Here is a 26,061-nt window from a genome sequence, read left to right as displayed (position 1 = left end):
TCCTGAGCCAGGATCAAACTCTCCAATAAAGTGTTTGACTTGCTCATTTTGAAACTGACTTGCTTACGAGAACAATGTTCTCGTTATATCTTTCAATCATTCGTTGTTCAGTTTTCAAAGATCAATGTCTTTCTCGTTGTCGCCGTTGTTCTCAGCAGCAACTCTTATAATATATCATATCGCCGTTTCTCTTGTCAACACTTTTATTGAAGTTTTTTTCGATTCATTTCTTCATCGTTTACTTCGTTTTTGCTTCCGTTCGAAGCGGCGAAAATTAATATATCATGATCTGAACCTAGAAGTCAACACTTTTCGACAAAAAAATTTAAATCCAGCAATAAGTCTTCATTAACCGCCTATACATCAAGCCATTGCTATCGGAAATTGATTATCCCGCTAAATAATAAAGCTCTATAGATGGTTCTTGATCAGTCTCCTCGGATTCCGTGCTCAACACTTCAACTTCACGCACGAGTGATCGTTGGAGCATTTTCTGCAACAGCATGGGGAGATCCGCACGAATATGATGAAGTTCAGGATGTTCGACCAATTCATTCTCATTCCAAGGTTCTTCGCGACTGGATAAGATACGCAGCAGCAATGAACAATATTCCTTCATCTTAGTCATCACGGAAAATTCACTGGCAAGCAGTAGAAGCTCAACTCGTTGTCCAACAGTCTCCTGGCTTATTGTAAGCTCTTCATATAGTTTAAATACCCCTAGGTTCAGATCATGGATCTGATTCCATACTGAAACCTCAGGATGCATCCCCTTCTCGATCAATACAATTCCCGCCCAATGCCGCAGCGATTCAAGGACTCGCTGATAGGCATCTAATTCATGATTCATTTTCATGAACTGCTTGGCCTGCAGGAAGTTACGTAGGAACAATGCAAATTCAGCAATCATTCGTTGTTCGCGTAGAGGATTCGCAAATTGAAGTATACGATCTCGAAGAACGTTCAAATACCCCGTGGAGTCTTTCACAATTTCCCCTTGAATCATCCACTGAATCATATTGCGGTTCTCACCATCGACAAGCCATCTCTCCATGCTCCACATACTTACTGTATGGATCTGCAGCTTGAGATCACCCTTCTTCATATGCGATATTTCATGCGCCATATCCCTATCCATGACATGAATAAGAACAATATCGAAATCATACATCTCAGGTGGGTAGAAGTCTGAAGCAGTGTGTTCGATGCAGACCGATCCGATATGATCAGGGTTATTCTTGAACGCCGATAATAATGTTTTTTTGGTGAAATCCACCATTTTCCCCCACCTCTCTCTTGGCGATTTAAAACCCAATCCGTTATAATGTAATTTAATTCTACATAAGATTTAACTTTCCTCTTTTACAAAAGAACTATAAACAAGAGAACGGAGATCACGATATGCGCTTTAAATCTAGTAAAATCAATGAGTTTCGCTTGTGGGGATTACTGCTAACTATGGTAGGAATGGGAGTTATGGTACTCGGAACAGCCGGACTCTTATTGTGGGGCAGCTCCAACGTCGGCAAAATTATCGCAGCGATCTTCATGGTGCTCGGTATGATTAGTATGTTATGTAGCGTTGGAATTTATTTCTGGGCAGGCATGTTGTCGACAACCGCTGTCGTGTTCGAGTGTCCCGAATGTCATAAGCAAACGAAAATGCTGGGCAAAACGGATCGCTGCATGTTCTGCAAAACCATCCTGACGATGGATCCGAATCAAGCGAATACGATGCCTAAAGAGCAGCCTGTGATGATCGTGGAAGACTAACCGAAGGCTTAACCTCATATCTCGTACAAAACAAAGACACTACCGTTGATCCATGGATCTCTGGTAGTGTCTTTTCATATATAAGTGATATAAGTGCTGTTACTATCTTGCGAGTACATCCCAAGCCTCAGGTAATGCAAAACTTCGCGTCCACGATGCCGTACCTGCCAGCCCCAGCTCTTGTGCTAGATCTACTCTTGCCTGAAGAGATGTCTGATCCTCAATCCAAATTCGGCGCTTCGCACCATCTTCTTCATATTCCACGTAATTCTGACCTGTCGCCTCATCAAACTGAGGTTTAAGCTGCTTCTTGTCGATTAATTCTTGGATCGCCTTCATTCCCGCCGTCTTGGAGGAGACTTTCGTCTTCCCGTCTACAGGCTTCTCCGTCCATATCCGTGTATATAACGGGATCCCCAAGAGCAACTTATCTGCAGGGACCTGATCCTCTTCGATAATTTTACGCATCGCATTCTTCGCCCAAGGGAGCGATGACACCGACCCTGCACGCGGACTCGAGGCCCAATGCTCATCATAGGACATCACCATCATATAGTCGACCAATTCTCCCAGCGATTTGCGATCTAGAAAGGCTGACCACATCTCGCTGTTCGATTTCGGTGTGACATCTACCGAGACGATAAGCCCTTGTGCTCTAAGCATAGGCGTTAATTCACGTACGAATTGCGTAAAGTTCTCCTTGTCTTTCGTATAAATATTCTCGAAGTCGATATTGATTCCATCCAAGCGATAGATTTGAGCATACGACATCACTTGTTGAATCATCTGGAATCGACGATCGAAGGTCGATAATGCTTCTGTTGTCAATTTGGGCTCGAAGCTATTGCTGAACAACGCCCACACTTGCATATTATTCTCATGGGCCCATTTAACATATCCCGTATCCGCTTTGCTCTGGACATTACCTTTCCCATCAAGAAGACTGAACCAGGTAGGACTGACGACATTCACCCCTGGCAAAGGCCCAATTTGGCTTACATCAGTGCTTTTATTATAGACCGCTTCCCAAATCAAGTTAATAGGTCCTTCTATCTTCGCATTTGGTTTCTCATTCGCTGCAGGAATCTGCTCGATGGAAAGCTGCTCGCCCATCTCGACATCAGAATCCTGCAAGAAGCCAACGATACCATTCTCCAGTTGAACCTTATACCACCCATCGAGGTCTGCCCAGATCCGCAAGGACTCCCCTTGCTTCACATCGTACACAATCGGTTTATGAATGGAAGGGTCCACACGTAGTGGAATGGTCTTATCCTCTTTTTTTAACTTAACCGTCTTCGCCGTCTGAACCTGATCGCCAGCCTTGAACAACGTCACAGTTCCCGTGCTCGGGTCCTCCTTCACTTGCAGACCATACAGCTCTTCAAGCGGCGCGATCGGCAAATAGAGTGTCCCTTTCACCTGTTCAGCTGTAAAAAAGAGTTCAAACGGCTTGCTATTCACTCGCCCGGTTAACTCATCCGTCTTAAAATGAATTAACTTATCATGCGTCGCCATAATGATTGTCTTTGACTTTTTCTCATAACGAATCGTTGAATCAATATTCTTCTGAACGACCGACAAGGGGAGCTTAATACCTTCCTTCGACCCGATTGCCGGTGCCTCTTGCAATTCGCCACCAACAAAGATGGGCTTGGCCAATCCATGAAAATCTGGCTTCACATGCTTGGTACTTGGCAACACCTGATCTTTAATATATATCCCAGTAACAATTAGAACGACAATAGCTGCTGTAATAAAAAACAAGCCGCGTGTTCGCAGGCCTGTTTTCTTTTGGTATCGTAGATTCATTCTTCTCTCCATTTCTAGAGTTGTCCGATTACATTACTTTTTCTCAGCACATGTAGGGCAGACGCCGTAAATCTCCATTCTGTGGCCGCTGACAGCGAAGCCTGTCTGTTCCGCTGCTGCGCGCTCTACTTCATAGAGTGCTGGGTAATTGAAATCCACGATTTTGCCACACTTCTGACAGATCGCATGATAGTGGGAAGACAGATCTGCATCGAACCGACTTGAATTATCTCCATAGGTCAATTCGCGCACAAGACCTGCTTCCACGAACATTTTCAAATTATTATATATCGTCGCCACACTCATACTTGGATACTGCGGTGCAAGCGCACGGTAGATATCATCCGCCGTCGGATGTGTCATGGAATCGAGTAAAAACGTCAGAATCGCGTGGCGTTGTGGCGTAATACGAACTCCTGTATTTTTTAATTGTTCAAGTGCTTCTTGGACTTGCGTATTCATAGCTGACCCACCACCTGTTTATTTGGAGTACATTAAATTTTAACATCAATCTTCATTCATTGTACTCCGGGGTATGATCGATTTCAATTCTTTTTCAAGGTGAGGTCATTATTGGAGCTAAGTATAACCTTAAACTTACCATCTCCAACGGTTCCTGACAGTGATTTATCTCCTGCCTGAAATGGTAAATCGATCACATTAACGGAGCCAATCCCGCTGCTACCTTCGATGGAATAATCTCCTGTATCTGGAATTGCAATATCAAGATCGCCAATCGTGGAATGAACATCCCAATCCCCGCCAACAACCTTGGTATCCACAAAAATATCCCCGTTGAGTGTAGATACCTTCAGATTATGATCAGCACGATCGATGTGTACGTCACCATTTTTCGTATCCGCGAGAATATCTCCTTCCACTTCCTCCAAACGGATCTCTCCATTCAGCGTAGCAACATTCGTCCGTCCTGTGATGTGGCTAACATTGAAATCACCACTCTTCGACGACATCTCAACTTCACCATCGATCGCGGATAAACTCACATCACCTAATAATGTCTCTCCTCGAACTGCACCAGTTACATTCTCAAGATCAATATCGCCTTTCATCGTCACCAGTTTCAATTCATTCTTAGCTTTCACATTTTGAATATCGATATCACCGAGCAATGTCTCAATATCCAAGTCTAGGGTAGCTCCCTCCGGGATCGTCAGCACGAGATCCATGCGAGGCTGCTTCTGCCAATTACCCCCGTATTTCTTACCCTTCGTCTCGATCGTAATGCGCTGGCCCGGATGAATGTTCACAGTGGATTGATTCGCAATCTGTTCAGCCTCTTGCTCATCCTTGAGATCTACCCGCATAACGGTTGAGACTTCAAGTTGATCAGCACCGCCCGTCTGTACAACAACATCACCATACTCATTACGTACAACAATCGCTTCGGTTTCCTTATCTACGGCAACCTTCTGCACAGGTTTCTCAAATCGAATTCCTTCGTCAGACCCCAAATTTGTAGCAAAATTTATCTTGAAATTAAGTTGCTTCCATAAATCCGACATGAGCGATGGCTGAGTCACACTAAACACAATGCCTGATAACAGCACAGCTAAAAACATGCCGCCTAGATCCAACTTCATCCGTCGATTGGAATGACGATGCACAACATTGAGAATAATATATTCTATGCCCCAAAGGATAAAAAGAACGGGCCACCAATCTAACAGATATTGAATATGGGTTGCACCAGAACTCTGGTCCCAAATAAGAATTGCGCCTACAGCTAATAATAAAATGGCACCTGTATATCTCCCGACTTTAATCATTGGACACCCCTTTCTCGTTCATTATTTCGAACGTGTTCTTAAGAGCAAGAATAATCCTGCTACAATGAGAATCACTGCGCCAAAATAGGGACCGCCGCTCGAGAATAAAAACTGGAGCCAAGCTGGATTGACACTAAACATCAACACAAAGACGCCGCACACAACAAGCACAATGCCAAGCGAGCTGCCTTTGAAAGCCACTCCGCCATTACTTATTAAAGGTGTCATGCCTTCTGGCACAAATCCATAGATGCGCTCTGCATTTACTCGATCCGTACATTGTAATGCGTCGAACAAATTATAGAAATAGATGCATGGAATCAAGAGACTTAACAGCACGATTATAGGCAAGCTTCCGCCTTGCGGTAAGTTGACACTATACACGATGGCAACGATATTCAGCGCTAAGCTTAACATGACCGTTAACCCGCGCTGCATCAGACCGAGATAAAAGTGTCCCAGCCCCGGGATAAAAAAAGCAAGCAAACCAGCTAAAAATTTACTCTTACGGGGTACATTGCTGCCATAAGGATGATTCGAGTTCGGAAATGCATTCATCATTGGCGGGGTATTCAATTGATGCATACGTTCATCCAAAAAAGGGTCATAGGTCGATTGTCTGTCTTTATTCGAATGCGTCATAGTTAGATCTCCTCCTAGAACGGGATAATGTGTGTAATGATTTCTATACCAGCTTCAACCACATGTTGGACTTTCGTTTTCATTTGATATTCAAGTTTGAAGGCATCCATTGCAAGGAGAGATTGCAAAATACCGGTTGTTATAAATAGATAAGTCGCTGCGCCAGCAACAGCAAAATGAATGAATTGCTTCCGCCGTGTAAAATAATTCACGGTCGGCGACGAAGCTGCTGTCGCGGGTTTTCTACTTCCTTGTGATGAGATACGCTGCATGATAACATCTGTAAACTCAGGAGATGTCTCATGGATAGGCATCTGTTCAATGACTTTCACTCGTTCCATCGGTAGGACATTAGCTTGATGAGGCGTTGTCCAGTCTTTTCTTAGATGCTGATGGCGTGGCTTTTCCTGGAATCGTCTTCTCATGAACTTGCACCTCCGTCCATAAACGTTCGAATTGTTGTTTGGCCCGATATAGACGCGTCTCTACGGTCCGAATTGGAATTTCTAGAATGGCTGCTATTTCTTGATAAGTAAGCTGTCTCATATGATAAAGCTCAAGAATAATACGATAGTTGTCCTTCATCTTTCTAAGTACACGCTGAACCTCAATCTGCTCTTCCTTCAGCAGCAGCCGTTCTTCCGGCTCTTCTTCTTCTGGAGATCTAAACCATGATTTAATCGAATCAATCAAGCTGGTCAGCGGCTTACGCTGCTGCGTGCGCCGATAATCCGTCAATGTATTAATCGCTAACCGATACATCCAAGTCGTAAACTTCGCCTCCCCACGGAAATGGGGCAAGTAGCGGTAAAGTTTAATAAAGACTTCCTGAGCGAGGTCTTCCGCGGTCTCACGATGGCCCAGCTCTCTGAACATCAATGTATAAATGTAATTCTTATGTCGATCAACCAAAATTCGATAAGCATCCTGATTCCCTTGACGGATCTGGTCAATAAGCTGTTCATCCGTCTGATTGTCCACCGTAATCCCCCCTCTCTCCATTTGAATCTATATTTATGACGTACCCATTTCAATAAACCCTTCAAAACTTTTCAAAAAAAATAACCTTCCCATCAGGAAGGTTATCGTAAGAGATGGACCCTCTTACTCATTCTACCGAAACATTAAATACACCAGCAATGGATTTTAGTTCCACGATCAGATGAATCGGCTCTAAATGCTTCGGTGCTGTGACATGCAACTGAAGCTCCATTTGCAAATCAATCTCGTGTTCTGTCACATGTCTCGACTCTGTTAATGCCATCTTCTTCGTCGTAATGGCGTGGGAAGCGAGCTTCGCAGTAACCTCATCCAGAAGGTCATGCTGCCCGATCGCTCGAATGGTGATGATTCGAACTTTCTTCCCTCGCAAGAAACGCTGTTCAATCTTATTCAAGACCCATAAATTAAGTAATACCAGAATTGTCGCCGCAACCGCTGCAAAATAGAAGCCCGCTCCAATAGCTAACCCTATGGAGGCAACGACCCACAGTGACGCCGCTGTCGTGAGGCCCGTAATTGATTTGCCTGTGAATAGAATCGTTCCAGCACCTAGAAATCCGATCCCTGTAATGACCGAGGCCGCAAGCCGCGCTGGATCACGATTCAAGGTCACAAATTCAGCAAATCCATAAATGGATAACAGCATGATTAAGGTGGAACCAAGACAGACCAGAATATGTGTCCGAAGGCCAGCCGCATGATTGTTATGTTCTCGTTCAAATCCAACCAAGCCGCCTAACAGCATCGCAAGCAGTAGTCTGATCATGACATGTAAATTATCAATGACCCATGGATCGTGCATGCTTACTCGTTCCTCTCGAATTATCCTTTGAGACGCTCCGCTAACAGCTGATTCACAAGCGCTGGATTTGCTTTACCGCGTGATTCTTTCATCACTTGACCGACGAGGAAGCCAATCGCTTTGTCTTTCCCCGCACGGTAATCCTCAACGGATTGCGGGTTCGCTTCCACAACTTTGTCAACAATCGCTTTGATTGCGCCTTCGTCGCTAATCTGAACAAGGCCTTTCTCTTCAACAATCGCTTGCGGCGCTTTACCGCTATCGATCATTTCTTTGAAGACGGTCTTCGCAATCTTGCTGCTGATCGTACCTTTCTCGATTAAGCCGATCATCTCGCCAAGCCCTTGGCCTGTAATCTTGACGTCGGACATTTCCAGGTTATTCGCATTCAAATGTGCAAGCAAGTCGCCCATAATCCAGTTCGCTACGGATTTGGCATCCTTCGTATACTTCAAACTTTCTTCGAAGAAATCAGCGAGCGCCATCGAAGCTGTGATCACGTCTGCATCATAGGTTGGCAAACCATGCTCCGCTGCATAACGTGCTTTACGTGCATCCGGCAATTCAGGGATCGATGCCTGAACACGGGATTTCCATTCGTCGTCAATCAAGACGGACACAAGATCTGGGTCCGGGAAGTAGCGATAATCATGCGCTTCTTCCTTACCACGCATCGAGAACGTCTTACCTTGCGTATCGTCCCAACGTCTTGTCTCTTGCACAACGACACCGCCGTCATCCAAAATTTCAGCTTGACGATATTCTTCATATTCAATCCCGCGTTGAACGCCGCGGAAAGAGTTCATGTTCTTGAGCTCGGCACGAATACCGAATTCCTTCTGTTCATAAGGACGAAGACTGATATTCGCGTCGCAGCGAAGCGATCCTTCTTCCATTTTCACATCGGATACGTCACAATATTGCATAATCGCTTTAAGCTTCTCAAGGTATGCCTTCGCTTCTTCCGCAGATCGCAAATCAGGCTCTGATACAATCTCTAACAGCGGCGTACCTACACGGTTAAAATCAACCAGTGAAGCATAACCGCCATCTACGTGCGTCAGTTTCCCTGCATCTTCTTCAAGGTGAAGACGTGTTACGCCAATCCGCTTGGTCTCACCATTCACTTCAATATCAATCCAACCATTCTCACCGATCGGTTTGTCGTATTGCGAGATTTGGTAAGCTTTTGGTGAGTCTGGGTAAAAATAGTTCTTACGATCAAACTTGCTCTCTGTTGCAATCGTACAGTTCAGCGCCATCGCAGCTTTCATCGCATACTCAACTGCTTGACGGTTGAGTACAGGCAATACGCCTGGATGTCCAAGACAGATTGGGCATGTATTGCTGTTCGGCGAAGCACCGAAGGATGTCTTACAGCCACAGAAGATTTTGGAATTCGTATGAAGTTCAACGTGAACTTCTAAGCCGATGACGGTTTCGTATTTCGATGTAGACATGGGAAACCTCCTCTTTACAACTGCGGGCGCAGCTTATGATGTTCTGTGTTCTGCTCGAACGCATGCGCTACACGCAGTACAGTCGATTCATCAAAAGCTTTCCCGATAATTTGCAATCCGACAGGCAAGCCATCAGCAAGTCCACATGGAACACTGATCGCTGGCACGCCCGCCAAGCTGACCGGAATGGTCACAATATCATTCATATACATCGTTAATGGATCATCTACTTGCGATCCGATCGGGAATGCCGTTGTCGGTGCTGTAGGTCCAATAATGACGTCATAGTTCGCGAATACTTGATCAAAGTCTTGCTTGATGAGCGTACGGACTTTCTGTGCTTTCAAATAATACGCATCGTAATAACCAGAGCTTAGTGCATAGGTTCCGAGCATAATCCGACGTTTCACTTCATCCCCGAAGCCTTGGCTTCTGGATTTCACATAGAGATCTATCAGGTTATCCGGATTCTCTGCACGAACGCCATAACGTACGCCGTCAAAGCGTGCCAAGTTCGAAGAAGCTTCCGAAGAAGCAAGCAGGTAATACGTCGCAACCGCATAATCCGTATGCGGTAAGGACACTTCGTCCCATGTTGCGCCAAGACCTTCTAGCACTTTGAGTGCAGAAAGAACCGATTCTTTCACTTTCGGATCGATACCTTGTCCAAGGTATTCTTTTGGTACCCCAATACGAAGCCCTTTAATATCTCCGTTCAATGCGCTGATATAGTCAGGAATTTCAACATTCGCCGATGTGGAGTCCATGTTGTCGTATCCTGCAATAGCTTGCAATACATACGCGGAGTCTTCAACATTCTTCGTGATCGGTCCGATTTGGTCCAGAGAAGAAGCAAATGCTACGAGTCCAAAACGGGATACGAGTCCGTAGGTTGGTTTCAAGCCTACAACACCGCAATAGGATGCCGGCTGACGGATCGAACCGCCTGTATCTGAACCGAGCGTGAAGTACGCTTCGCCCGCTGCAACCGCTGCAGCGGAACCACCACTAGAACCACCTGGTACATATTCTAAGTTCCATGGGTTACGTGTCGGATAGAAGCTGGAATTCTCGTTCGAACCCCCCATCGCGAACTCGTCCATATTCAATTTGCCCAGCGTAACGGATTGGGCTTTCTTCAACTTCTGAACAACCGTTGCATCATAGATCGGGTCATAATTCGAGAGGAATTGACTCGCACAAGTCGTGCGCAATCCTTCCGTCACGATATTATCTTTTATCCCTACGGGAAGTCCGAACAACAATCCACGAGGTGCATCCGTCGCGAGCTGCTCGTCCAATAATCTCGCATGCGCGCGAGCATGTTCTTCATTTAAAGTCAGGTAAGCTTTCACCTGGTCTTCTGTCTTGGCAATACGTCCATAAGCTTCGCTTACCAGATCCGTGACGGACAATTCTTTGGTATTAAGCTTGTTATGTATTTCCTGCAACCGCAAATCAAATAATGACAAGGGAATTCTCCTTTCAACCATTCAAAATAATATATGAATTCGTACCTTACGCTCTGTCAATTATTCAAGGACAGCCGGCACACGAATTTGATCGTCTTCTTCGTCTGGCGCATTGCGCAGCACTTTCTCGATCGGGAGTGACGGTCTTGTCTCGTCTTCACGCATCACGTTACGAATCTGTAGCACGTGTGTCGTCGGCTCCACTTCATCTGTATTCAATTCGTTCAATTTCTCCGCATATTTCAAAATCGCATTTAATTGACCTGTAAACTGCTCTTTCTCTGCATCCGATAATGCGAGTCGCGCGAGCTTAGCAACATGCTCAACGTCTTTCACCGTAATGCTCATCGTTACGTAATCCCCCTTAGGCTCTAATTTATATAGTATAGCGTAGTTGTTTTTCATACTCAATGCAGGGACCAAAATATGTATGGCCCCAATTCTTCGGGCCTATTCGATCTCGATCGGAATTTCGGCGCTGAATTTTCGATGCTGCGTCTCGTCCGAGGGATCGAACTTCTCGCCAATGTAGAACTCGGCATGTACCTTGATCGTGTAACGACCTTTGGGGAGGATATGGGGACGCGGGGTTTCTTGCAAATATTTATCTATATATGTAATCTGATTTTTGCTTGCCCAGTACGTAGTAAAGAGCCCGGGATCCAAAAACGAGACCACATTATCCCCTTGTTGAAATTTTTCATATACCAGCATAGCAGTCTTCACATATCCTTCCGTATACTCGTCTTCGTCCATTAAACTAAAATAGAGTAACGAACCGCCGTGCGATACCGTGATCGGTTCCTTGCCCCGGTACGTCAATGAACTCCAGATCTTGATCGGATCACCCTGCTTGTACTTTGCACTGGCTGACGAGAGACTAAGATCAAAATCCCCTTCTGTTCGTGTCGCGTTGAGCTTGGACTTTGTGCTTTCCTTGTTATTGTAGTCAATATACACATTGCGTGAAGTAGGATCGTAGCCTACTAAAGCGCCCATCTCGCTCGCTATAAATCGTAAGGGGACATAGATTTGATTCTTATAGTTCAAAATTTCAGGCATGGAATCAGCATGAAGCTGGACGTTATTAACGATCATAAACACATTGGAAACCGCCGCTTTGACGAGTAAGTTCACCGCTTCTGCCTTAGCCCCATACAACATAAACAAGACTGCGCAAACGGCTGCAATTTTCGTTTTCATCACGAACCTCCTAAAAAATATGGAATCTATTTATTGAAAATATTACCATATTCTACGAGGGTTCACCTACATCGTTCGATCTAACGAATCCTGTAATGCTTATTTAGGCGGAAATAGCCCTTTTTCCAATCTAACGAATCTCAAACGCCTTATTGTGTGAAAAATGACCGAATAAGAGCCGATTTGCCATGAATAACGTGCTTAGAGTTCGTTAGAAATTCTAAACGCGATATTTTGACCCAATAAGGTGATCTAGGTTCGTTAGCCTTAACGAGATGAAAAGCACAAGCGCGCTGCACAAAAGAAAAAGCCCGGCACAATGGCCGAGCTATTAAATCCATGCTTTGAGATTGACTTGTCGGATAAACTCCTCTTGCGAAATTTCTTCCGCTTCGGCCTCTTCTTCTTCGACGACTTCCTCACCACGGTTCATTACGCTGCGGAACAGCTCCTCATTGCGCGTAGCAAGGGCAAAATCGATCAAGGCTTCTCGCTCGATTCGCTCAACCTCTTGTTCAATCAACACTTCTTCGACTTCGATATCCGTGTATGGCACCGCAATGTTACGATTCACCTTCGGCACCCGAACGACATAGTCAAAAGCATTATCCGCATTACGATCATATGCGATTATATAACCATATTCCCCAATCGGAATGTTCTGTTCAAATCGATCAGCGACGATAATCACTTTTTGGCCTAAACTTAACATCGCTTCTTCCCCCTAGCTGTCCATCTATCATTTTATTTCCTCTATCCTACTACAAAAAAAATAGTACGTCCACGAGGGCAGAGGAAAAGAAGCGAAGTTCTACTGCGAGACATCCTGCTAACCTATGCTTTCGCTGAAATCGATTCTTGTGATTGCATCCGATAGACTGCTAACATCACACAAATGAGTACACTGCATAGGCTTATCCATAATACAGGCCCTACGGATGACAACGTCTCGACTTTCGTCAATATCTCCGATGCGATCGTACTCAGTCGACTCGGGCTCCATGATAAATATCGTGAAAGAAGACTCGTTCCGAAACTGAGCAGCATGATGAATGCCATCGTCGTAAAAGCGACCCCAGCCGAGTTCGGCAGCCATGCGCTAATTAGCAGCAGGACCGAAATAACGAAAACGAACCATAACATATACATGAGGCCTGCTTGAATGACGGTTCCGACATCCAGCGAACCAATCAACTGTATGGTATAGTAACAAGCTCCCGCGTAACCACAGGCAAATGCAGCGACCGTTAAGGTCAGCATGCTTGCCCATTTGGCAGTCATATAAGCAATGAATGAGACAGGCTTAGTAAAAATAAGCGAGGTCACACCGCTCTGCCGTTCACCAGATACGATCCCCATCATCGATAACACGAGCACAAGTACGCCGATGGTGCCAAATTGATTAAGGGTCTGCGCCAATACTTCACCCGATGTAGGTGTTGGCATGGTGATGATCGTACCTGCAGGCATATTGCCAGCGTGCTTCAGAATTTCAGGCATATAGTATGTTGTCACGGGTTGCATCACACCGAGAAGCAGGAATACCATCGGTACCCAAATCCACTTGTAACTGCGTGCCATCTCCAGCATTTCTTTCCGATAAAAGAGACCGAATTGCCTCATGCCCGCACCACCTTCATGAATAAATCTTCTAATGTGCTATGACCCGCTTCCAATTTACGAATAAAAATGTGGTGCTGCACAGCTTCCGTCATAATCCCCCGTTCAGCTTCTTCAAGATTAGAAACCGTTACACGAAGGGTTTGATGCTCAGACGCTACATGGTGCACATAAGGTTTATTTCTGATTGCGATTTCTAGCGCCTTGGCCTGTGCCTCGTTCAAGGTCTCAATCATGATCATCGGTTCGCTATGAGATTGACGTATATGCTCCAGACGTCCTTGAACCGCAATCTCGCCTTGCTCGATCAAAATGATATCATCACAGATCTCTTCCGCATCATGCAAAATATGTGTCGAGAACAAAATCGTCGTCTCTTGACGAATCCGCTCCAAAATCCGTAATACATCTCTCCGTCCAATCGGATCTAGTGCAGAGACGGGCTCATCCAGAATAAGCAGCTTGGGCCTATGAATGAGTGCCTGCGCAAGACCAAGCCGCTGCTTCATCCCACCGGAATATCCGCCAATGCGCCGCTTAGCTGCATCTTGAATACCTACGATTTCAAGCCACTCCTCCGTACGGCGTTCAGCTTCTTGCCTGGATAAGCCCGCGAGCTGCCCTGCATATTGGACAAACTCACGCCCCGTCATCCACGAATAGAAGACAGGCATCTGCGGCAAATATCCCAGATGAGGCCTTCGATCCGCAACCTGCTTACCTTGGAGATACAACTGGATATCGCCGGATGTTGGACGAAGCAAGCCGGTTAACATGTGTATCGTTGTCGTCTTACCCGCTCCATTCGGACCAAGCAAGGCGACACAGCGCCCTTCTTCAATAGAGAAGCTAATCTTCTTCACTGCTTGATGCTGTTTAAACTGCTTCGACAACTGATCAACCTTCAGCAGCGTCATGATCTATCGTTCCTTCCTACAACAAAATATAGAATAGGCCCGAGAATTTGACCGAAGACAATAATCAGCACCCACATCCATTTCGGCCCTCGTGTTGCGTCGGCCTTGTAGAGGGAAGTTAAGGCGGTCACCATGAGGATAAGTTGTATAACTAAAATCGGGGCAAGCAGCCCCCAATTCACTTCAAGATTCATATACATCCCTACTTTCTCAATTTAATAAACAATTGAATAATTAGGATGGATCACGATTAGTCTTTGACCTGCGATAGGGCAAGTATATATGAAATATGCTATAGAACAGAATCGGCATCGGAAATTGGATCAGTCCCCAAATCCCCCAGAACCAACGATTCTTCTCCCGTCGGCGTGCATCCGTGAATAACCAGAAGCTCTGCGTCATCAAAATCATGACGATAAGGACGACAACCCACCAAGGAATTGGATGGTAATACTCACTTGGCATGTCGAACATCCCCTTTTTTCTTGCGACGTACATAAGAGCCGAATAGGAACCCTAGTGCTGCCATGAACGTCACACCTTGAAAAATCCCGAATGCCGTCCAACTCGTCATGACGAGCAGTGTATTTCCACCGATCAATACCAAGGCAACAAGGAAGAAGCAAAGGAGCTCCAATTGATTACGTCGACGTACCGCCAACTTCTGCTCCGCAATCAACTGCTCTAGATGTCCCACATGCGGTGCGGTATTATGCGGGATCACTTGATCCATCTGCTGAAAACTCAGCATCAGTTGATCGATTAACTCTTGATCTTCCTGAGAGACGTGTGGTTCTGAAGATGAATTAGGCAATGACTGTTGATTCAAGTCAGATTTATTCTTTCGCATTCGGCATGAGCTCCTTTCGCAATTGTTGTAGCCCGTTATAAATTCGTGATTTCACCGTTCCTTGCGGGATGTCCATCATCTCTGCAATTTCATCGTATGCGTACCCATAATAGTGCTTGAGCAGGATTGGCAATCGCATATCGTAACGAAGTCTCGACAGTGCGTCAATCGCATCCGTCCACGCCTCTTGGTGCTGCTGCATATGCCACTGAACCCCGCGTAATGCTTGTTCCTGCTCTTGCCAACGCTGCTCTACTTTTCGCTTCCGCATCATGTCAATGTATAACCGTGTAGCGATCGTAATCATCCATGAGGAAAATTTCGATGATCCATTATAATAAGAGATTTTCTCGATACATTTGAGCATCGTCTCCTGCACCAAGTCTTCTGCAAGGGACGGATTCATTGTCACTTTGATCAAATATTTCATCAAAAAGGTGTAATGCTCGTGCAGCAATTGAGCTAACGCCTGGTCGTCACCGCGGATAGCCAAGTTTATTCGTTGTTGTTCATCCATTGCTACATCCTTCCCCCTTTTTGATATAAAACAAGTTGTGATTTGCAAATCAACCATAATACGAGTAGCTAAGCTAAAAAGTTCAGTGCGGTCAAAAATAAATAAAGAAGTTCTCATCGATGAAATGGATCCCACGAATAAAGAACTTCTTAGCGCGTTAATTATGAGAATAGCGAAGATAGCATCGAGTTAAATATAAATTCGCTCTCATCTTTATTTTCATCTAGATATTTTACCGTATCTCTCGCATCCTGCGGTATATCCGTAATGACACCATCGACGCCCATATAATAATACCCCTCGATATCAGGTGTATTGTTCACCGTCCAGACATAGAGCGTTTTGTTGAGTAATTTAGCAGATGCTATTGCACGTTCTGTCACCATAGACTCTTCCAATACGATAAAGTCAGCATGGATCCATGACATGACACCAGTACTCGCAAACACAACGTAACCTGTCTTTAGCTTAGGCTCCACTTCTTGCACCTTAACAACTACATGATAGTCTAAGGACTGAACGACACATTGTTCAATAAACTGATGTTTGTGGATAACAGCAACGACTTTGTCGACAATATTTTCTTGCTCACGGCCGTGCAGCTTGATTTCGATATTCAGCTTAATTTTACCTTTGGCATACACAATGAACTCTTCGAGGGTATGGATTCGACCCTTGAAATCGTCTTGCCTCAGCTCTAGCTTGCGAAGCTCATCCATCGTTAGATCATTCACCGCTACGTTACGGCCTGTGAGTCGTTTCAGATTCGTATCATGAATAACCGCCAGTTGACCATCCTTCGTTAACTGAACATCAATCTCCGCATAGTCTGCTTTTGCATCAATGGCTCCCTGGAGCGCCTCCAATGAATTCTCAACACCCTTCATGCTATATCCACGATGCGCCATAATGGTAAACGGATGCGAACGCTGCTGCTCCGTAAAATGGAACGAATAATCCAACAATAGTGACCCTGTGATTACCATCAAGCATAAGATCGCAAGTCTCCCACGATAAATTTGCAATCGAGTGCGATAACCCCGGGAATAAAAATGCTGTTCCCTGTCCCAATCGGCATGTCTGACCGCCGCATCCATCGGCTCCGCCTTATCCATATAGAACGCTGTAAGTGAATGTATGAAGAGCGGTGAAGCAAAATATGATGCAAAAAATAATGTGAAAATTGTAATCGAAGATAGAATTTTCACAAATAGCGGACTGTTCTCCAGATCTACCTCTTGTGCAACATAAGAAATGACGCTTACGAGAATAATGAACAGGATTAATAATAGAACGAACAACACGAAATATATAATGAAACCATACATAATGGTCAGGAACATTTTCCAATACGACTTTCGCATCATCCTTGCGCTTTTGCGGGCAGATTCAATAAATCCTTGCTTGCCTTCAATAACGATCATATGAAGCGACAAGAGCCAGCGAAAATAAAAAAGCGCAATAACAACAAAGGTTCCCCCAAGAATAAGCATCCCGACGTTCGTCTTGTACAATTCTCCTGTAATAAAATTAGGGATTTGTAGATAAGGCAGCAAGGTAGACGAAAATCCAATATTCAGCAGTGGGGTTATGAATAAGAAGTACAACGCCCATCCAAAGAAACCATACCGAAACATAAAAGGCAAGTACGTTAATGACTGCAAAAAGGAAGGTATAAGTTTAACCCGTTCCCCTTGGTGTGCGTAATACGATAGCAGAATAAGAACCGTAACTTCTATAAAAATAATAACCGTAGCGAGCGGAATGATGATCAAAAAGCATAAAATGCCGTAGGGGTTCAATGCGAATTTCAATAATTCATAATTGGTTGCACCCGCAAACCCACTTATTTGCACCGCCTGGTGAAAAATATAAGAAAAAAATGGTACAAAGATCGTAATCGTTAGCGTTTTATACACCAGCTCGAAAATAAAAGATTGCCAAAATATCAATTTGAATGATTTCAATGTACTTAGCATTAACCGAAATGCCGATTTATTGCGATAATAATTACCCCGCATGCGAACCCCTCCTCTCTCTACACATCACTAGGATATCCATATTGCAATATGTTCTTACGCATGGCAAGGGCTAGACGTGGATTTTGCTAATCTAGTGTACCGCCTACCACACGAATATCTTCGTGCTGCCGCAAGCTAACCTCCACGGCAATACGGATCCCTTGTACAATCGTATCCAGCGACATGCTCGGCTGATTGCTATATCGAGCGGCTTGCTCTGGCAAGAAGGGAATATGAATAAATCCTCCCTTTCCTTCGCTCGATCCCTCTGCAATTCGGTGCATCAGGCCATAAAAAAGATGATTGCACACATACGTCCCTGCACTATGCGATACCGATGCGGGAATTCCCTTCTCCTTCAAGGCATGTACGATTGACTTGACCGGAAGTGTCGACCAATAAGCTGTTGGGCCGTTCTCTACAATGGGGCTATCAATCGGTTGATTCCCGGCATTATCAGGTATTCGCGCATCGTCCATATTAATTGCGACACGTTCCACGCGTATATCGGAGCTACCACCCGCTTGTCCAACACAAATGGTCAGCACAGGAGAGGTCCGTTCTTGCACCTCCGCTAGCTGTCTAATCGAATCACCAAAGACCGTCGGAAGTTGGATCGATTGGATCCGCACGGTCCCCGAAATGATCTCCCCATCCAGACGTTTCACGGCTTCCCACGCTGGGTTCATCGTTTCCCCACCGAATGGATCAAAGCCTGTTAATAGAACTGTTCTCATGATTACCCACGCTCCTATTCCACTAACTTCCTATTGTATACTAACACAGTGATTATGACATCAAGGAGGACTTGTCGTTCATGTATACACCGATAACTTAACTTCTTTATCTTAAAATAAGATTTTCCACAAAAAAAGAGGCCTCCCTTAGCAGGTTCTGCTAGAGGTATGCCTCTTTCTCGTTCATTGCGTTAGCATCATCTATATCGTTAGAACACCTTCGCGTGAGATGGTAAGCTGCTCGAACCCTGTATCTGTAATAAGGTACGTATTCTCAATCCCCACAACCCCACGGCCTGGGAAGGTGAATTTCGGTTCAACAGCGATCACCATGCCCGGCTGCAGCGGAATCTTGAAGCCGCGTGCGAGAACAGGAAGCTCATCAATTTCGAGTCCGATGCCATGGCCGAGGAAACGAACCTGATCTGCGCCGAACCCCATAAAATGTTCCGCCAGTCCGCCCTCTTCTGCCATCTTCAGCGACTCAAAATAAAGCTGCTCCACGAGAGTTCCTGGGACAAGCTGTTCTTCCGTGCGTCGAATGATCGCTTCCGACAAATCGTATGCAGCCTGCAAATCGGCATCAAGCTGCCCAATGCAAAGTGTGCGTGTCTGGTCAATCACGTAACCATCGACGTTGCAGCCAATATCGAGCAGGATCGGCTCTCCTGCTGCAATCGGTCTTAAGCTTGCGCTCTGCGGATAAGCTGCACTCATCCCCCGCCCTCCTGCTGGCCCGTCGAAGTACGTCGGCTCCGCTGCTGCCTCACCTGCGCCGACCATGCCAGTCACAATCTCCTGATTGTAGCCGCGCATGCGCATGATGCCGAGATGGCCCTGACGCCGGAACGTGTACTCGATCCGGCTCATCAATTCCAGCTCGGTCATGCCCTCGCGCAGGTAGGACACCGCATCTTCGAGTGCGGTGTCTGCCAGTTGGGCCGCCCTACGGATGGCGGCCACCTCGAACGCGGATTTCACCATCCGCGTCTCACGGACCAGCTGCGAGCCGTCCACCCAGCGGGTCGACGGCGGCAGCAGTTCGACGAAGCGCTGGTACAATTGTACCGGCAGCACGTCGAACTCGGTCGCGAGCACTGGCGCAGCGCTCGCGAACACGTGCGGGAAGTCTGCCGCCAGCGTTTCGCCGAATTGGCGAAACGAGCCCAGCGGCTGGACCCGCACGTGCGATTCCTGCGCCGCGCGCGTTAAGCTGCGGCGCACGTAATAGACCGGCTCGCCTTGCGCCGGGATAAAGGCATAACCGGTCTGCATCGACCCGGTGAAATAATATAGATCGACATTTTGCGTTATAAGACAACCGTCTATCTGCTGATCGCGGCATTTCAACTTCAAACGTTCGATGCGGTTCAACATTTCCTGCTTCGGGATCGTCATCATACATTTCCTCCAATGCTAACAAGTGCTTCTTAATTATGTTCGCGCTTCATGACTGATATCCCTTGTAGAGGTTGTTCAAAAAGTCGTCATTTGATCACGAAGTCATTCAAGAAGCATAATCGACATCGAATCTTGCGAGAACCTTCTCGGTGCTGAATTGCTTACTTTTTGAACACGCACTTGTAGCAAATTCGGCGGATTCACTTGATGATCGACACACCAAGCCACAAAAACAAAAAAAGAACGCAAACCGGGAGCTATTCTCCTCAGCTTGCGTGCTTCGCAAAGTTAAGTATATCTAATTGAGTCTAGTATATCAGCACCTAGTGCTAAAGTCTAGTCTCATAATGTCGAAATTTGTAGATATGTCGAAGTGTTCACATAATGTTCTTACACGTATGGATTGTTCGCACGTTCAAATCCAATTGTCGTCCGCGGTCCGTGTCCGGGATAGACTTTCACCGCGTCGTCCAGCTTGAACAGCTTCTGATGTATGGAATCGAGCAAATCATTCTGACGTCCGCCTGGCAAATCCGTGCGTCCCACTGACATGCGGAAGAGAACATCCCCTGCGAACAAATCATTCCCATGCAATAAGCTTACGCTACCTGGCGAATGGCCTGGCGTATGCATCACTTGGAACGTATGTCCGATCAGCTCCAGGCTCTGACGATCTTCCAGAGCATATTCAGCTGGATCCGTCGACAAAGGTTCGGTCACTTGCGACCAGCGAAGCGATCCATTGAGCTTTGGATCTGTCAGCCAGTCCGCTTCCAGATCATGAATATACACAGGGCAATTCTTCAGCTTGCGAACTTCGTCCACGCCGCCCATATGGTCGAAATGCGCGTGCGTCAGTACAATCGCTTCCACGTCCAAATCCTGAATCCGACGAATTAATGCTCCTGGATTCATACCTGGATCAATGACAATAGCCTTATGAGTCTCCGCATTCATCACGAGATAACAATTCGTCTCAAGCGGCCCCAGTTGAAAAGATTCAATCTTTAACATGATAGTTCTACACTCCTGCTAGTAAGTCACGAAGCTCTGCTGCAATGACAGCCTGATAGCCCGTACCTTCTCCATATTCTTGGATCATTTTCTGACGAACGATCTGAATTTTCTCTTGATAATCAGGTGCTTCCCGATCTGGATTCTCGAGCTTAAATGCATTCATATGCGCTTGCACCGCTGCTGGACGAGGACCCCATTGCCCTAGGACATAACCGCCTGTATCAGCAATGATGATCACGGGCACAGATCGTCCGCCATTCGTCAAGAACTGATCCATCAAATCCAAATGCTCTTCCATGATGAATACCTCTGTTGGAATCCCTGCCTTCTCCATCAGATGGAATACGACCGGAACGTTGCGAACGACATCACCGCACCAATCCGCCGCAATGATTAGACATCGTAAATCATCACGATTGTTCAATGATTCGAAGAACTCTTCATCTTCTGGATTGTGCCACGAAAATGAATCGTACCAGCCATTGAATGCATCTTGATTTTTCTGCATCCCATCCATAAATTGCTTCGGTGTAATTCCTCCGTGCAACTTGCCAGACACATTTTTACTCATGAGACATCCTCACCTTCATTTTGCGGTATAAGAAACGTATCCATTAACCTCGTTTGGCACGGGTTTTGGAACGCCATATTTTAACGACAACATAAACAATTAACAAAGCAAGTGCAATAAGGAGCGTTGGCTGTACATATGGACCTGCCTGTTCACTCACATGCTGCCACTGATCGCCCATCTTCCATCCGAGGAAAACGAATATAAGCGACCACGGAATCGATGCAAGCAATGTTAACAGCGTGAATAAACCGAATGACATCCTTGCCATCCCGGCAGGCACCGAAATAATCTGACGCATGAACGGAACGAACCTCGCCGTGAATACAATGCCGGCGCCATACTTATTGAACCAGCCTTCCGCTATTGTCAGATGCTTCTCTTTGATCTTCAAATACTTGCCGTATTTCTCGAAGAACGGACGGCCTGCAAATCGGCCAATTGCATATAGAATCCAGTTCTGGCCCACCGCGCCGATCGTACCGAAGATCACGGCTCCAACAAAGGATATTTCCCCAGTCGAGACTAGGTATCCCCCATAGGCAAGAACAACTTCACTCGGAATGACTTCGAGCATCAGACCCAGCACAATACCAAAGTACCCTAACCCTTGAACCCATTGGAAAATGTCATTAATAATTGCGTGAATTGTATCCATTCTGCCCCCCAGTTATTTTCTCCCATTCCAGTATTAAGTTTTAATCTATATTATTCTAACACACGGTGGGACATGACTTCTACTTCTTAGGCATGGCTTGACCCACTCGCGCATACACTTGTCTCAAATGCATGATTCGAGGTGAATAAAGTGTCTAGAATCTGGGTTATTAATAAACGACAAGTCCAATGGATCGCCGTCGCGATGTTCGCTGTCATGCTGACGATCGCATATTTGCGCTGGGAACAATCCAAGCCCGTCAATACGGATCTACCGGAAGAACGCACCATTCATATCGTAACCGGTGAATTCAAGACCAAAACTGCGGATGGCAAGGAAATTGAAGTCTATCGCTGGGACCCAGGTACGATTCCAGCACGACTCGGGGAGAATCTCAAACTTAGTATTTATGGCGTCAATGGGGCGAATCATCAATTCTATATCGAAGGTACAACGATTCGTGGGGAAGTGCGTAAAGGGCGAGAGACGGTTGTCACTTTCACACCGGAGAAAAAAGGAATCTATCGTCTGATCTGCACCACGCATTCTGGCCATCTTGCCACGAATACAGAGAACAAAGAGAACAAGGAGAACAAACCCATGAGCCATGAAGAAGTAGCTGCCCCGATGATCGGATATATTGTCGTCGATTAGAATCGAAAGTCTACGCGGTAGCCTCTCCACTCCAGCCTGCATACATTGATATGGAGAGGAGTCGATGCCACGTGGCGAATCCGCATCAAACAGCCAAGCATACAGAGAAGCATCATGCCAATCTACCTTCCGCCCGAAAAATCCGCAGAACCTGCAATACCGAACTATATCGCGCCGTCAAACGTATGAAAGTATGGATTCCCGAAGAATCTATGAAGCAAGGAGAAACCCTCTATTTCCACAAAGTCATAGGCAATCTCATCTGGATTCATGAAAATTCCAGCAATCGCAAGCTTCTATCAGATTGGTGGGACGAAGCAGTCAGCGAGGAATTAGCCACACTCTGGAATGTTGATCGCCAGAAGCTGTGCCGCGCTTTTCGCGAGTCATTCGGAGGGTGAATTGGCAAGCAAAAAACAGGTAGCTGTCCAGCGTATGGACGAAGCTACCTGTTTTATTGTAACCCGAATAAATCTGCTATTGGGCCGTCTTTATCTTTAACTTCATCATCTCGTAATGGTTCTCGATTTGCTGCTTCAGAATAAACGCTCTTAAATTACGCTCATATTCTTCAGAGACCTCCAGCAGCTCTGCCCCATAGAAGATTCCCTCTTCCGATACTTGCTTGCGAACGATCATGAAGATGCACGGGAATCGATATCCTAGATCCAATTCACCATGAAACTTCGTATGGATGGAGAACAACTCTGTCTTGGGCAGCATGAAGCCTATCCCTTCCAGGCTGATATTCGACAAGTTAAACGACAACGGCTCATCTAATACGAACAAATCCTCATGACGTACAATTTTAAGAATATGGCCGCCCTTATTCGTCGCGATCCGTGGATACTTCCGCTTGTCCTCGAACTTGCTCTGATGGTTCGGGGGATGAATAATGAGGATGGCTCCCTCATATTTTGCAATGACAGAAGATTGCAGAATATGGATACCTACCGGCGAATAGATTGTAATTTTGACCGATTCACCGAGCTCGAAATCTTGGTATTCCGCAATTTCGACTTCGAGTAAATCGCCTTCCGCATACGTCAGCACACCCGTTGAAACATAATCTTTCCGTTCTACGACTGTCCTGCAGTCGAGTAATGAGGTTAGCGGAACAGATTCCCGTTCATTCGTATACTTCTTATCTTCCAACCTGCCGTCCCTCCAAATCTGGTCACATCTTCGTTTACACCATATATTACCATAGACACTTTAAGACGAACACCCATCCTAGAAAAACAAGGGCTACTTACGCGTTAGTGGCGGTAGCAAATCTTGGCAAGCCCGCTCTAGATAAGGCGATATATGAAGGAAATCGCGGTATTGCACGTACTCCTTAACCCACTGCTCTCGTTGTTCTACGGATGCATTGCCCTTCACTGCTCGAATCAGAATATTCTTCGGCGTATGCTCCATATCAATGAACTCGAGTAGTTGCGTACGATAGCCAAGAAGGTCAAGCAGCTTGGCACGCGCCGCATCGGTTGCGAGTGCAGAGAACCGTTCTTTCAATATGCCATGGGACAACAATGGCTCAAGGGCCGGATTATCGATCTGGCGGAATAATTCATGCTGACAGCATGGGACAGAGAGAATGACATTCGCTCCCCAACGCACGGCTTTCTCGAGGGCCGCATCTGTCGCTGTATCACACGCATGAAGCGTTACGACCATATCCACCTGCTCTAGTTCATTGTACTCGGCAATATCGCCGACGAGGAATTGCAGCTGCCCATAATCGAGACGTTCTGCAAGCTGCTGACAATGTGCGATGACATCGGCTTTGAGATCAAGTCCTACGACATTCAGGGACAAGCCTTGCTGCACATGCAAATAATGATACATCGCAAAGGTCAGATAAGACTTCCCGCAGCCAAAATCAACGATCGTAATCGTCCGATCCTTCGGCAAATGCGGCAATACATCTTGGATCATCTCCAAGAACCGATTGATCTGCCTGAACTTATCGTATTTCTTCGCTAGCACTTTTCCGTCGGCATTCATGATCCCGAGTTCAATCAAGAACGGAACGGGTTCCCCTTCTTCGAGGACATACTGCTTCTTCCGATTATGTGTTAAATCCGCTGCGACAGCAGCCGTCTTCTTCCGGATCACCGTCACCTTGTTCTTCTTCGAGAGCAGCACTTGCAGCTCCTCCGAAGTCGTCCGAAGCAGACCCTGCCGGAATGTGTGCTCGAAGAGCTCGGCAAGCTTCGCCCCAGCCTCTTCAAGCAGGACATTCTCATGCGTGACCCGCTTCGCATAATGATATTCAAACTGTACATATAACTGCTTCCGAAGTTCAATTGTCTTCAAAAGCACCTTCGAATACGTATCTGGCACTTTATGCCGTAATTGACTCATCGTCCCGGACACCAGCTTACCTTCTTGAATGAGTCCATTGAGCATTTCGCCCAAGGATTCAATTGTATAGGATTCATTAGCCAAAATTGTTGCCTCCATTTCTTACTTGAGCCTTCCATCGTCCTGAAGCTGGGCGAGCCCTTGCTGCACTTCCTCCCTAGGAAGTCTACCCTGCTCAAGTGCCTCATCCGCCTGCCCCAACAAGCGATTATAGAAGGCAATGCCTTCCGAGAGGATATCGGGATCTCGATGATAGAGATGGAAGAGATGATCTTCGGCCTTCGCATAATTTCCTATTCCCTCGTAGTGTTCCCACAAAAGCCGATGCAAGGCATTCGAGAGATATACACCTTGCAGCAGAGCTTCAAGCTCACCGATTTCATCGCATGTCTTCACCCATTTGACTGGATAACCCTGCGTTGATGCATAGGCTAACAAATGCAATGCTTTGATTCGAAGCTGTGCTGCTTTCTCGATATCCTGCCTCTTCTCTTCAATCATCGCCTGCTGCTTTATGAGCAGTGCAACCCCATGCAATCGATCCGACTCGAGCACACCATTAAAGGTGATCATCTTGATCAGATCCTCGGCAGATAGCGATTGAAGCAGCGGGCCGCGAAGACGGAATTTACGCTGCAAGAGCTCATCGATTTCCCACTCCGCCTCCGTCAATTTATTATCCTGACGAAGACCCATCACTTTGCCGAGCACACTGGTCATCTCTTCAATTAATCGCACCAGATAATCTCGCTGGAACATCCATCTCACCTGCCTGTCA

The 26,061-nt window shown here is 46.0% G+C and carries 31 protein-coding genes; 3 read left to right on the top strand and 28 right to left on the bottom strand.

Going from position 1 to position 26,061, the window contains the following annotated elements; genetic code table 11:
* Positions 1 to 388: 388 nt before the first annotated feature.
* A complete protein-coding gene (locus tag ACFQZR_RS20715; RefSeq protein ID WP_379349439.1) occupies positions 389 to 1,279 on the bottom strand; it encodes a nucleotidyltransferase-like protein in 891 nt (296 codons plus the stop codon).
* Positions 1,280 to 1,401: 122 nt separating this feature from the next.
* On the opposite strand from ACFQZR_RS20715, the gene ACFQZR_RS20710 reads away from it, so the two are divergent.
* Positions 1,402 to 1,773, top strand: a complete 372-nt coding sequence (locus ACFQZR_RS20710; RefSeq protein ID WP_379349437.1) for a YgzB family protein — start codon at positions 1,402 to 1,404, stop codon at positions 1,771 to 1,773.
* Positions 1,774 to 1,875: 102 nt separating this feature from the next.
* Here the strand turns inward: ACFQZR_RS20710 and ACFQZR_RS20705 are convergent, their stop codons facing one another.
* From ACFQZR_RS20705 to uptA, 24 genes are all read right to left on the bottom strand, one after another.
* Positions 1,876 to 3,585: a glycosyl hydrolase family 18 protein gene (locus tag ACFQZR_RS20705; protein ID WP_379349435.1), complete on the bottom strand. Its 1,710-nt coding sequence runs from the start codon at positions 3,583 to 3,585 to the stop codon at positions 1,876 to 1,878.
* Between the two features lie 33 nt (positions 3,586 to 3,618).
* Positions 3,619 to 4,047, bottom strand: a complete 429-nt coding sequence (gene perR / locus ACFQZR_RS20700) for a peroxide-responsive transcriptional repressor PerR (RefSeq protein WP_018758658.1) — start codon at positions 4,045 to 4,047, stop codon at positions 3,619 to 3,621.
* 83 nt (positions 4,048 to 4,130) lie between these two features.
* Positions 4,131 to 5,372, bottom strand: coding sequence for a DUF4097 family beta strand repeat-containing protein (locus ACFQZR_RS20695; protein WP_379349432.1), 1,242 nt, complete (start codon positions 5,370 to 5,372; stop codon positions 4,131 to 4,133).
* A gap of 21 nt (positions 5,373 to 5,393) precedes the next feature.
* Positions 5,394 to 6,014 carry a TM2 domain-containing protein gene (locus ACFQZR_RS20690; protein WP_379349430.1) on the bottom strand — a complete coding sequence of 207 codons (621 nt, stop codon included), beginning with the start codon at positions 6,012 to 6,014 and terminating at the stop codon, positions 5,394 to 5,396.
* 14 nt (positions 6,015 to 6,028) lie between these two features.
* Positions 6,029 to 6,355, bottom strand: a complete 327-nt coding sequence (locus ACFQZR_RS20685; protein ID WP_379349428.1) for a hypothetical protein — start codon at positions 6,353 to 6,355, stop codon at positions 6,029 to 6,031.
* 10 nt (positions 6,356 to 6,365) lie between these two features.
* Entirely contained in the window at positions 6,366 to 6,995 is a 630-nt protein-coding gene (locus ACFQZR_RS20680) for an RNA polymerase sigma factor (protein ID WP_379349426.1), read from the bottom strand.
* Between the two features lie 127 nt (positions 6,996 to 7,122).
* Positions 7,123 to 7,818 (bottom strand): MgtC/SapB family protein, encoded by a 696-nt coding sequence (locus tag ACFQZR_RS20675; RefSeq protein WP_379349424.1) that lies wholly within the window; start codon positions 7,816 to 7,818, stop codon positions 7,123 to 7,125.
* 20 nt (positions 7,819 to 7,838) lie between these two features.
* On the bottom strand, positions 7,839 to 9,278 hold the full coding sequence (gene gatB / locus ACFQZR_RS20670; RefSeq protein WP_379349422.1) for an Asp-tRNA(Asn)/Glu-tRNA(Gln) amidotransferase subunit GatB: 1,440 nt from the start codon (positions 9,276 to 9,278) through the stop codon (positions 7,839 to 7,841).
* A 14-nt stretch (positions 9,279 to 9,292) separates the two neighbouring features.
* Positions 9,293 to 10,750: an Asp-tRNA(Asn)/Glu-tRNA(Gln) amidotransferase subunit GatA gene (gene gatA, locus ACFQZR_RS20665; RefSeq protein ID WP_379349420.1), complete on the bottom strand. Its 1,458-nt coding sequence runs from the start codon at positions 10,748 to 10,750 to the stop codon at positions 9,293 to 9,295.
* 60 nt (positions 10,751 to 10,810) lie between these two features.
* On the bottom strand, positions 10,811 to 11,098 hold the full coding sequence (gene gatC, locus ACFQZR_RS20660; protein ID WP_018758650.1) for an Asp-tRNA(Asn)/Glu-tRNA(Gln) amidotransferase subunit GatC: 288 nt from the start codon (positions 11,096 to 11,098) through the stop codon (positions 10,811 to 10,813).
* 102 nt (positions 11,099 to 11,200) lie between these two features.
* Positions 11,201 to 11,953 carry a stalk domain-containing protein gene (locus tag ACFQZR_RS20655; protein WP_379349417.1) on the bottom strand — a complete coding sequence of 251 codons (753 nt, stop codon included), beginning with the start codon at positions 11,951 to 11,953 and terminating at the stop codon, positions 11,201 to 11,203.
* A gap of 331 nt (positions 11,954 to 12,284) precedes the next feature.
* Positions 12,285 to 12,665, bottom strand: a complete 381-nt coding sequence (locus ACFQZR_RS20650; RefSeq protein ID WP_018758648.1) for a hypothetical protein — start codon at positions 12,663 to 12,665, stop codon at positions 12,285 to 12,287.
* Between the two features lie 122 nt (positions 12,666 to 12,787).
* Positions 12,788 to 13,576 (bottom strand): ABC transporter permease, encoded by a 789-nt coding sequence (locus ACFQZR_RS20645; RefSeq protein ID WP_379349414.1) that lies wholly within the window; start codon positions 13,574 to 13,576, stop codon positions 12,788 to 12,790.
* Positions 13,573 to 14,490, bottom strand: coding sequence for an ABC transporter ATP-binding protein (locus ACFQZR_RS20640; RefSeq protein ID WP_379349412.1), 918 nt, complete (start codon positions 14,488 to 14,490; stop codon positions 13,573 to 13,575). The genes ACFQZR_RS20645 and ACFQZR_RS20640 overlap by 4 nt, the downstream gene beginning before the upstream one ends.
* Positions 14,487 to 14,624, bottom strand: a complete 138-nt coding sequence (locus ACFQZR_RS20635; protein WP_379349410.1) for a PLD nuclease N-terminal domain-containing protein — start codon at positions 14,622 to 14,624, stop codon at positions 14,487 to 14,489. Before ACFQZR_RS20635 ends, ACFQZR_RS20640 begins: the two co-directional genes overlap by 4 nt.
* Before the next feature lie 100 nt (positions 14,625 to 14,724).
* Positions 14,725 to 14,955 (bottom strand): transcriptional regulator, encoded by a 231-nt coding sequence (locus tag ACFQZR_RS20630; RefSeq protein ID WP_379349408.1) that lies wholly within the window; start codon positions 14,953 to 14,955, stop codon positions 14,725 to 14,727.
* Complete coding sequence (locus ACFQZR_RS20625) at positions 14,945 to 15,340, bottom strand: YxlC family protein (protein WP_379349406.1); 396 nt, start codon at positions 15,338 to 15,340, stop codon at positions 14,945 to 14,947. The genes ACFQZR_RS20630 and ACFQZR_RS20625 overlap by 11 nt, the downstream gene beginning before the upstream one ends.
* The gene (gene sigY / locus ACFQZR_RS20620; protein WP_018758642.1) at positions 15,327 to 15,857 is read right to left on the bottom strand and encodes an RNA polymerase sigma factor SigY; all 531 of its coding nucleotides are present in this window, start codon (positions 15,855 to 15,857) and stop codon (positions 15,327 to 15,329) included. Before sigY ends, ACFQZR_RS20625 begins: the two co-directional genes overlap by 14 nt.
* Positions 15,858 to 16,018: 161 nt before the next feature.
* Entirely contained in the window at positions 16,019 to 17,878 is a 1,860-nt protein-coding gene (locus ACFQZR_RS20615; RefSeq protein ID WP_379349403.1) for a glycerophosphoryl diester phosphodiesterase membrane domain-containing protein, read from the bottom strand.
* Positions 17,879 to 17,964: 86 nt separating this feature from the next.
* Entirely contained in the window at positions 17,965 to 18,615 is a 651-nt protein-coding gene (pcp, locus tag ACFQZR_RS20610) for a pyroglutamyl-peptidase I (RefSeq protein ID WP_379349401.1), read from the bottom strand.
* A gap of 201 nt (positions 18,616 to 18,816) precedes the next feature.
* Entirely contained in the window at positions 18,817 to 20,016 is a 1,200-nt protein-coding gene (locus tag ACFQZR_RS20605) for a M24 family metallopeptidase (protein ID WP_379349398.1), read from the bottom strand.
* A 390-nt stretch (positions 20,017 to 20,406) separates the two neighbouring features.
* Positions 20,407 to 21,030, bottom strand: coding sequence for an MBL fold metallo-hydrolase (locus ACFQZR_RS20600; RefSeq protein ID WP_379349396.1), 624 nt, complete (start codon positions 21,028 to 21,030; stop codon positions 20,407 to 20,409).
* A 7-nt stretch (positions 21,031 to 21,037) separates the two neighbouring features.
* Positions 21,038 to 21,604, bottom strand: a complete 567-nt coding sequence (locus ACFQZR_RS20595; RefSeq protein WP_379349394.1) for a thioredoxin family protein — start codon at positions 21,602 to 21,604, stop codon at positions 21,038 to 21,040.
* Between the two features lie 43 nt (positions 21,605 to 21,647).
* Positions 21,648 to 22,262, bottom strand: coding sequence for an undecaprenyl phosphate transporter UptA (gene uptA, locus ACFQZR_RS20590; protein ID WP_379349392.1), 615 nt, complete (start codon positions 22,260 to 22,262; stop codon positions 21,648 to 21,650).
* A gap of 150 nt (positions 22,263 to 22,412) precedes the next feature.
* Between uptA and ACFQZR_RS20585 the strand changes: the two genes are divergently transcribed.
* Both ACFQZR_RS20585 and ACFQZR_RS20580 read left to right on the top strand, forming a co-directional pair.
* Entirely contained in the window at positions 22,413 to 22,916 is a 504-nt protein-coding gene (locus tag ACFQZR_RS20585) for a cupredoxin domain-containing protein (RefSeq protein ID WP_379349390.1), read from the top strand.
* Between the two features lie 50 nt (positions 22,917 to 22,966).
* Positions 22,967 to 23,317 carry a dehydrogenase gene (locus tag ACFQZR_RS20580; protein ID WP_379349388.1) on the top strand — a complete coding sequence of 117 codons (351 nt, stop codon included), beginning with the start codon at positions 22,967 to 22,969 and terminating at the stop codon, positions 23,315 to 23,317.
* A gap of 76 nt (positions 23,318 to 23,393) precedes the next feature.
* Here the strand turns inward: ACFQZR_RS20580 and ACFQZR_RS20575 are convergent, their stop codons facing one another.
* The 3 genes from ACFQZR_RS20575 to ACFQZR_RS20565 form a co-directional block, all read right to left on the bottom strand.
* Positions 23,394 to 24,071, bottom strand: coding sequence for a PilZ domain-containing protein (locus tag ACFQZR_RS20575; RefSeq protein WP_379349386.1), 678 nt, complete (start codon positions 24,069 to 24,071; stop codon positions 23,394 to 23,396).
* 93 nt (positions 24,072 to 24,164) lie between these two features.
* Entirely contained in the window at positions 24,165 to 25,370 is a 1,206-nt protein-coding gene (locus ACFQZR_RS20570) for a class I SAM-dependent methyltransferase (RefSeq protein ID WP_379349466.1), read from the bottom strand.
* Positions 25,371 to 25,385: 15 nt separating this feature from the next.
* Positions 25,386 to 26,042 (bottom strand): DUF6483 family protein, encoded by a 657-nt coding sequence (locus ACFQZR_RS20565; protein WP_379349464.1) that lies wholly within the window; start codon positions 26,040 to 26,042, stop codon positions 25,386 to 25,388.
* Positions 26,043 to 26,061: the final 19 nt, after the last annotated feature.

The organism is Paenibacillus sp. GCM10027629, from assembly GCF_042676425.1.
Lineage (GTDB): Bacteria > Bacillota > Bacilli > Paenibacillales > Paenibacillaceae > Paenibacillus_K > Paenibacillus_K terrigena.
Note: the sequence above shows the minus strand (reverse complement) of the source record. Positions and strands in the feature narration are given on the sequence as shown.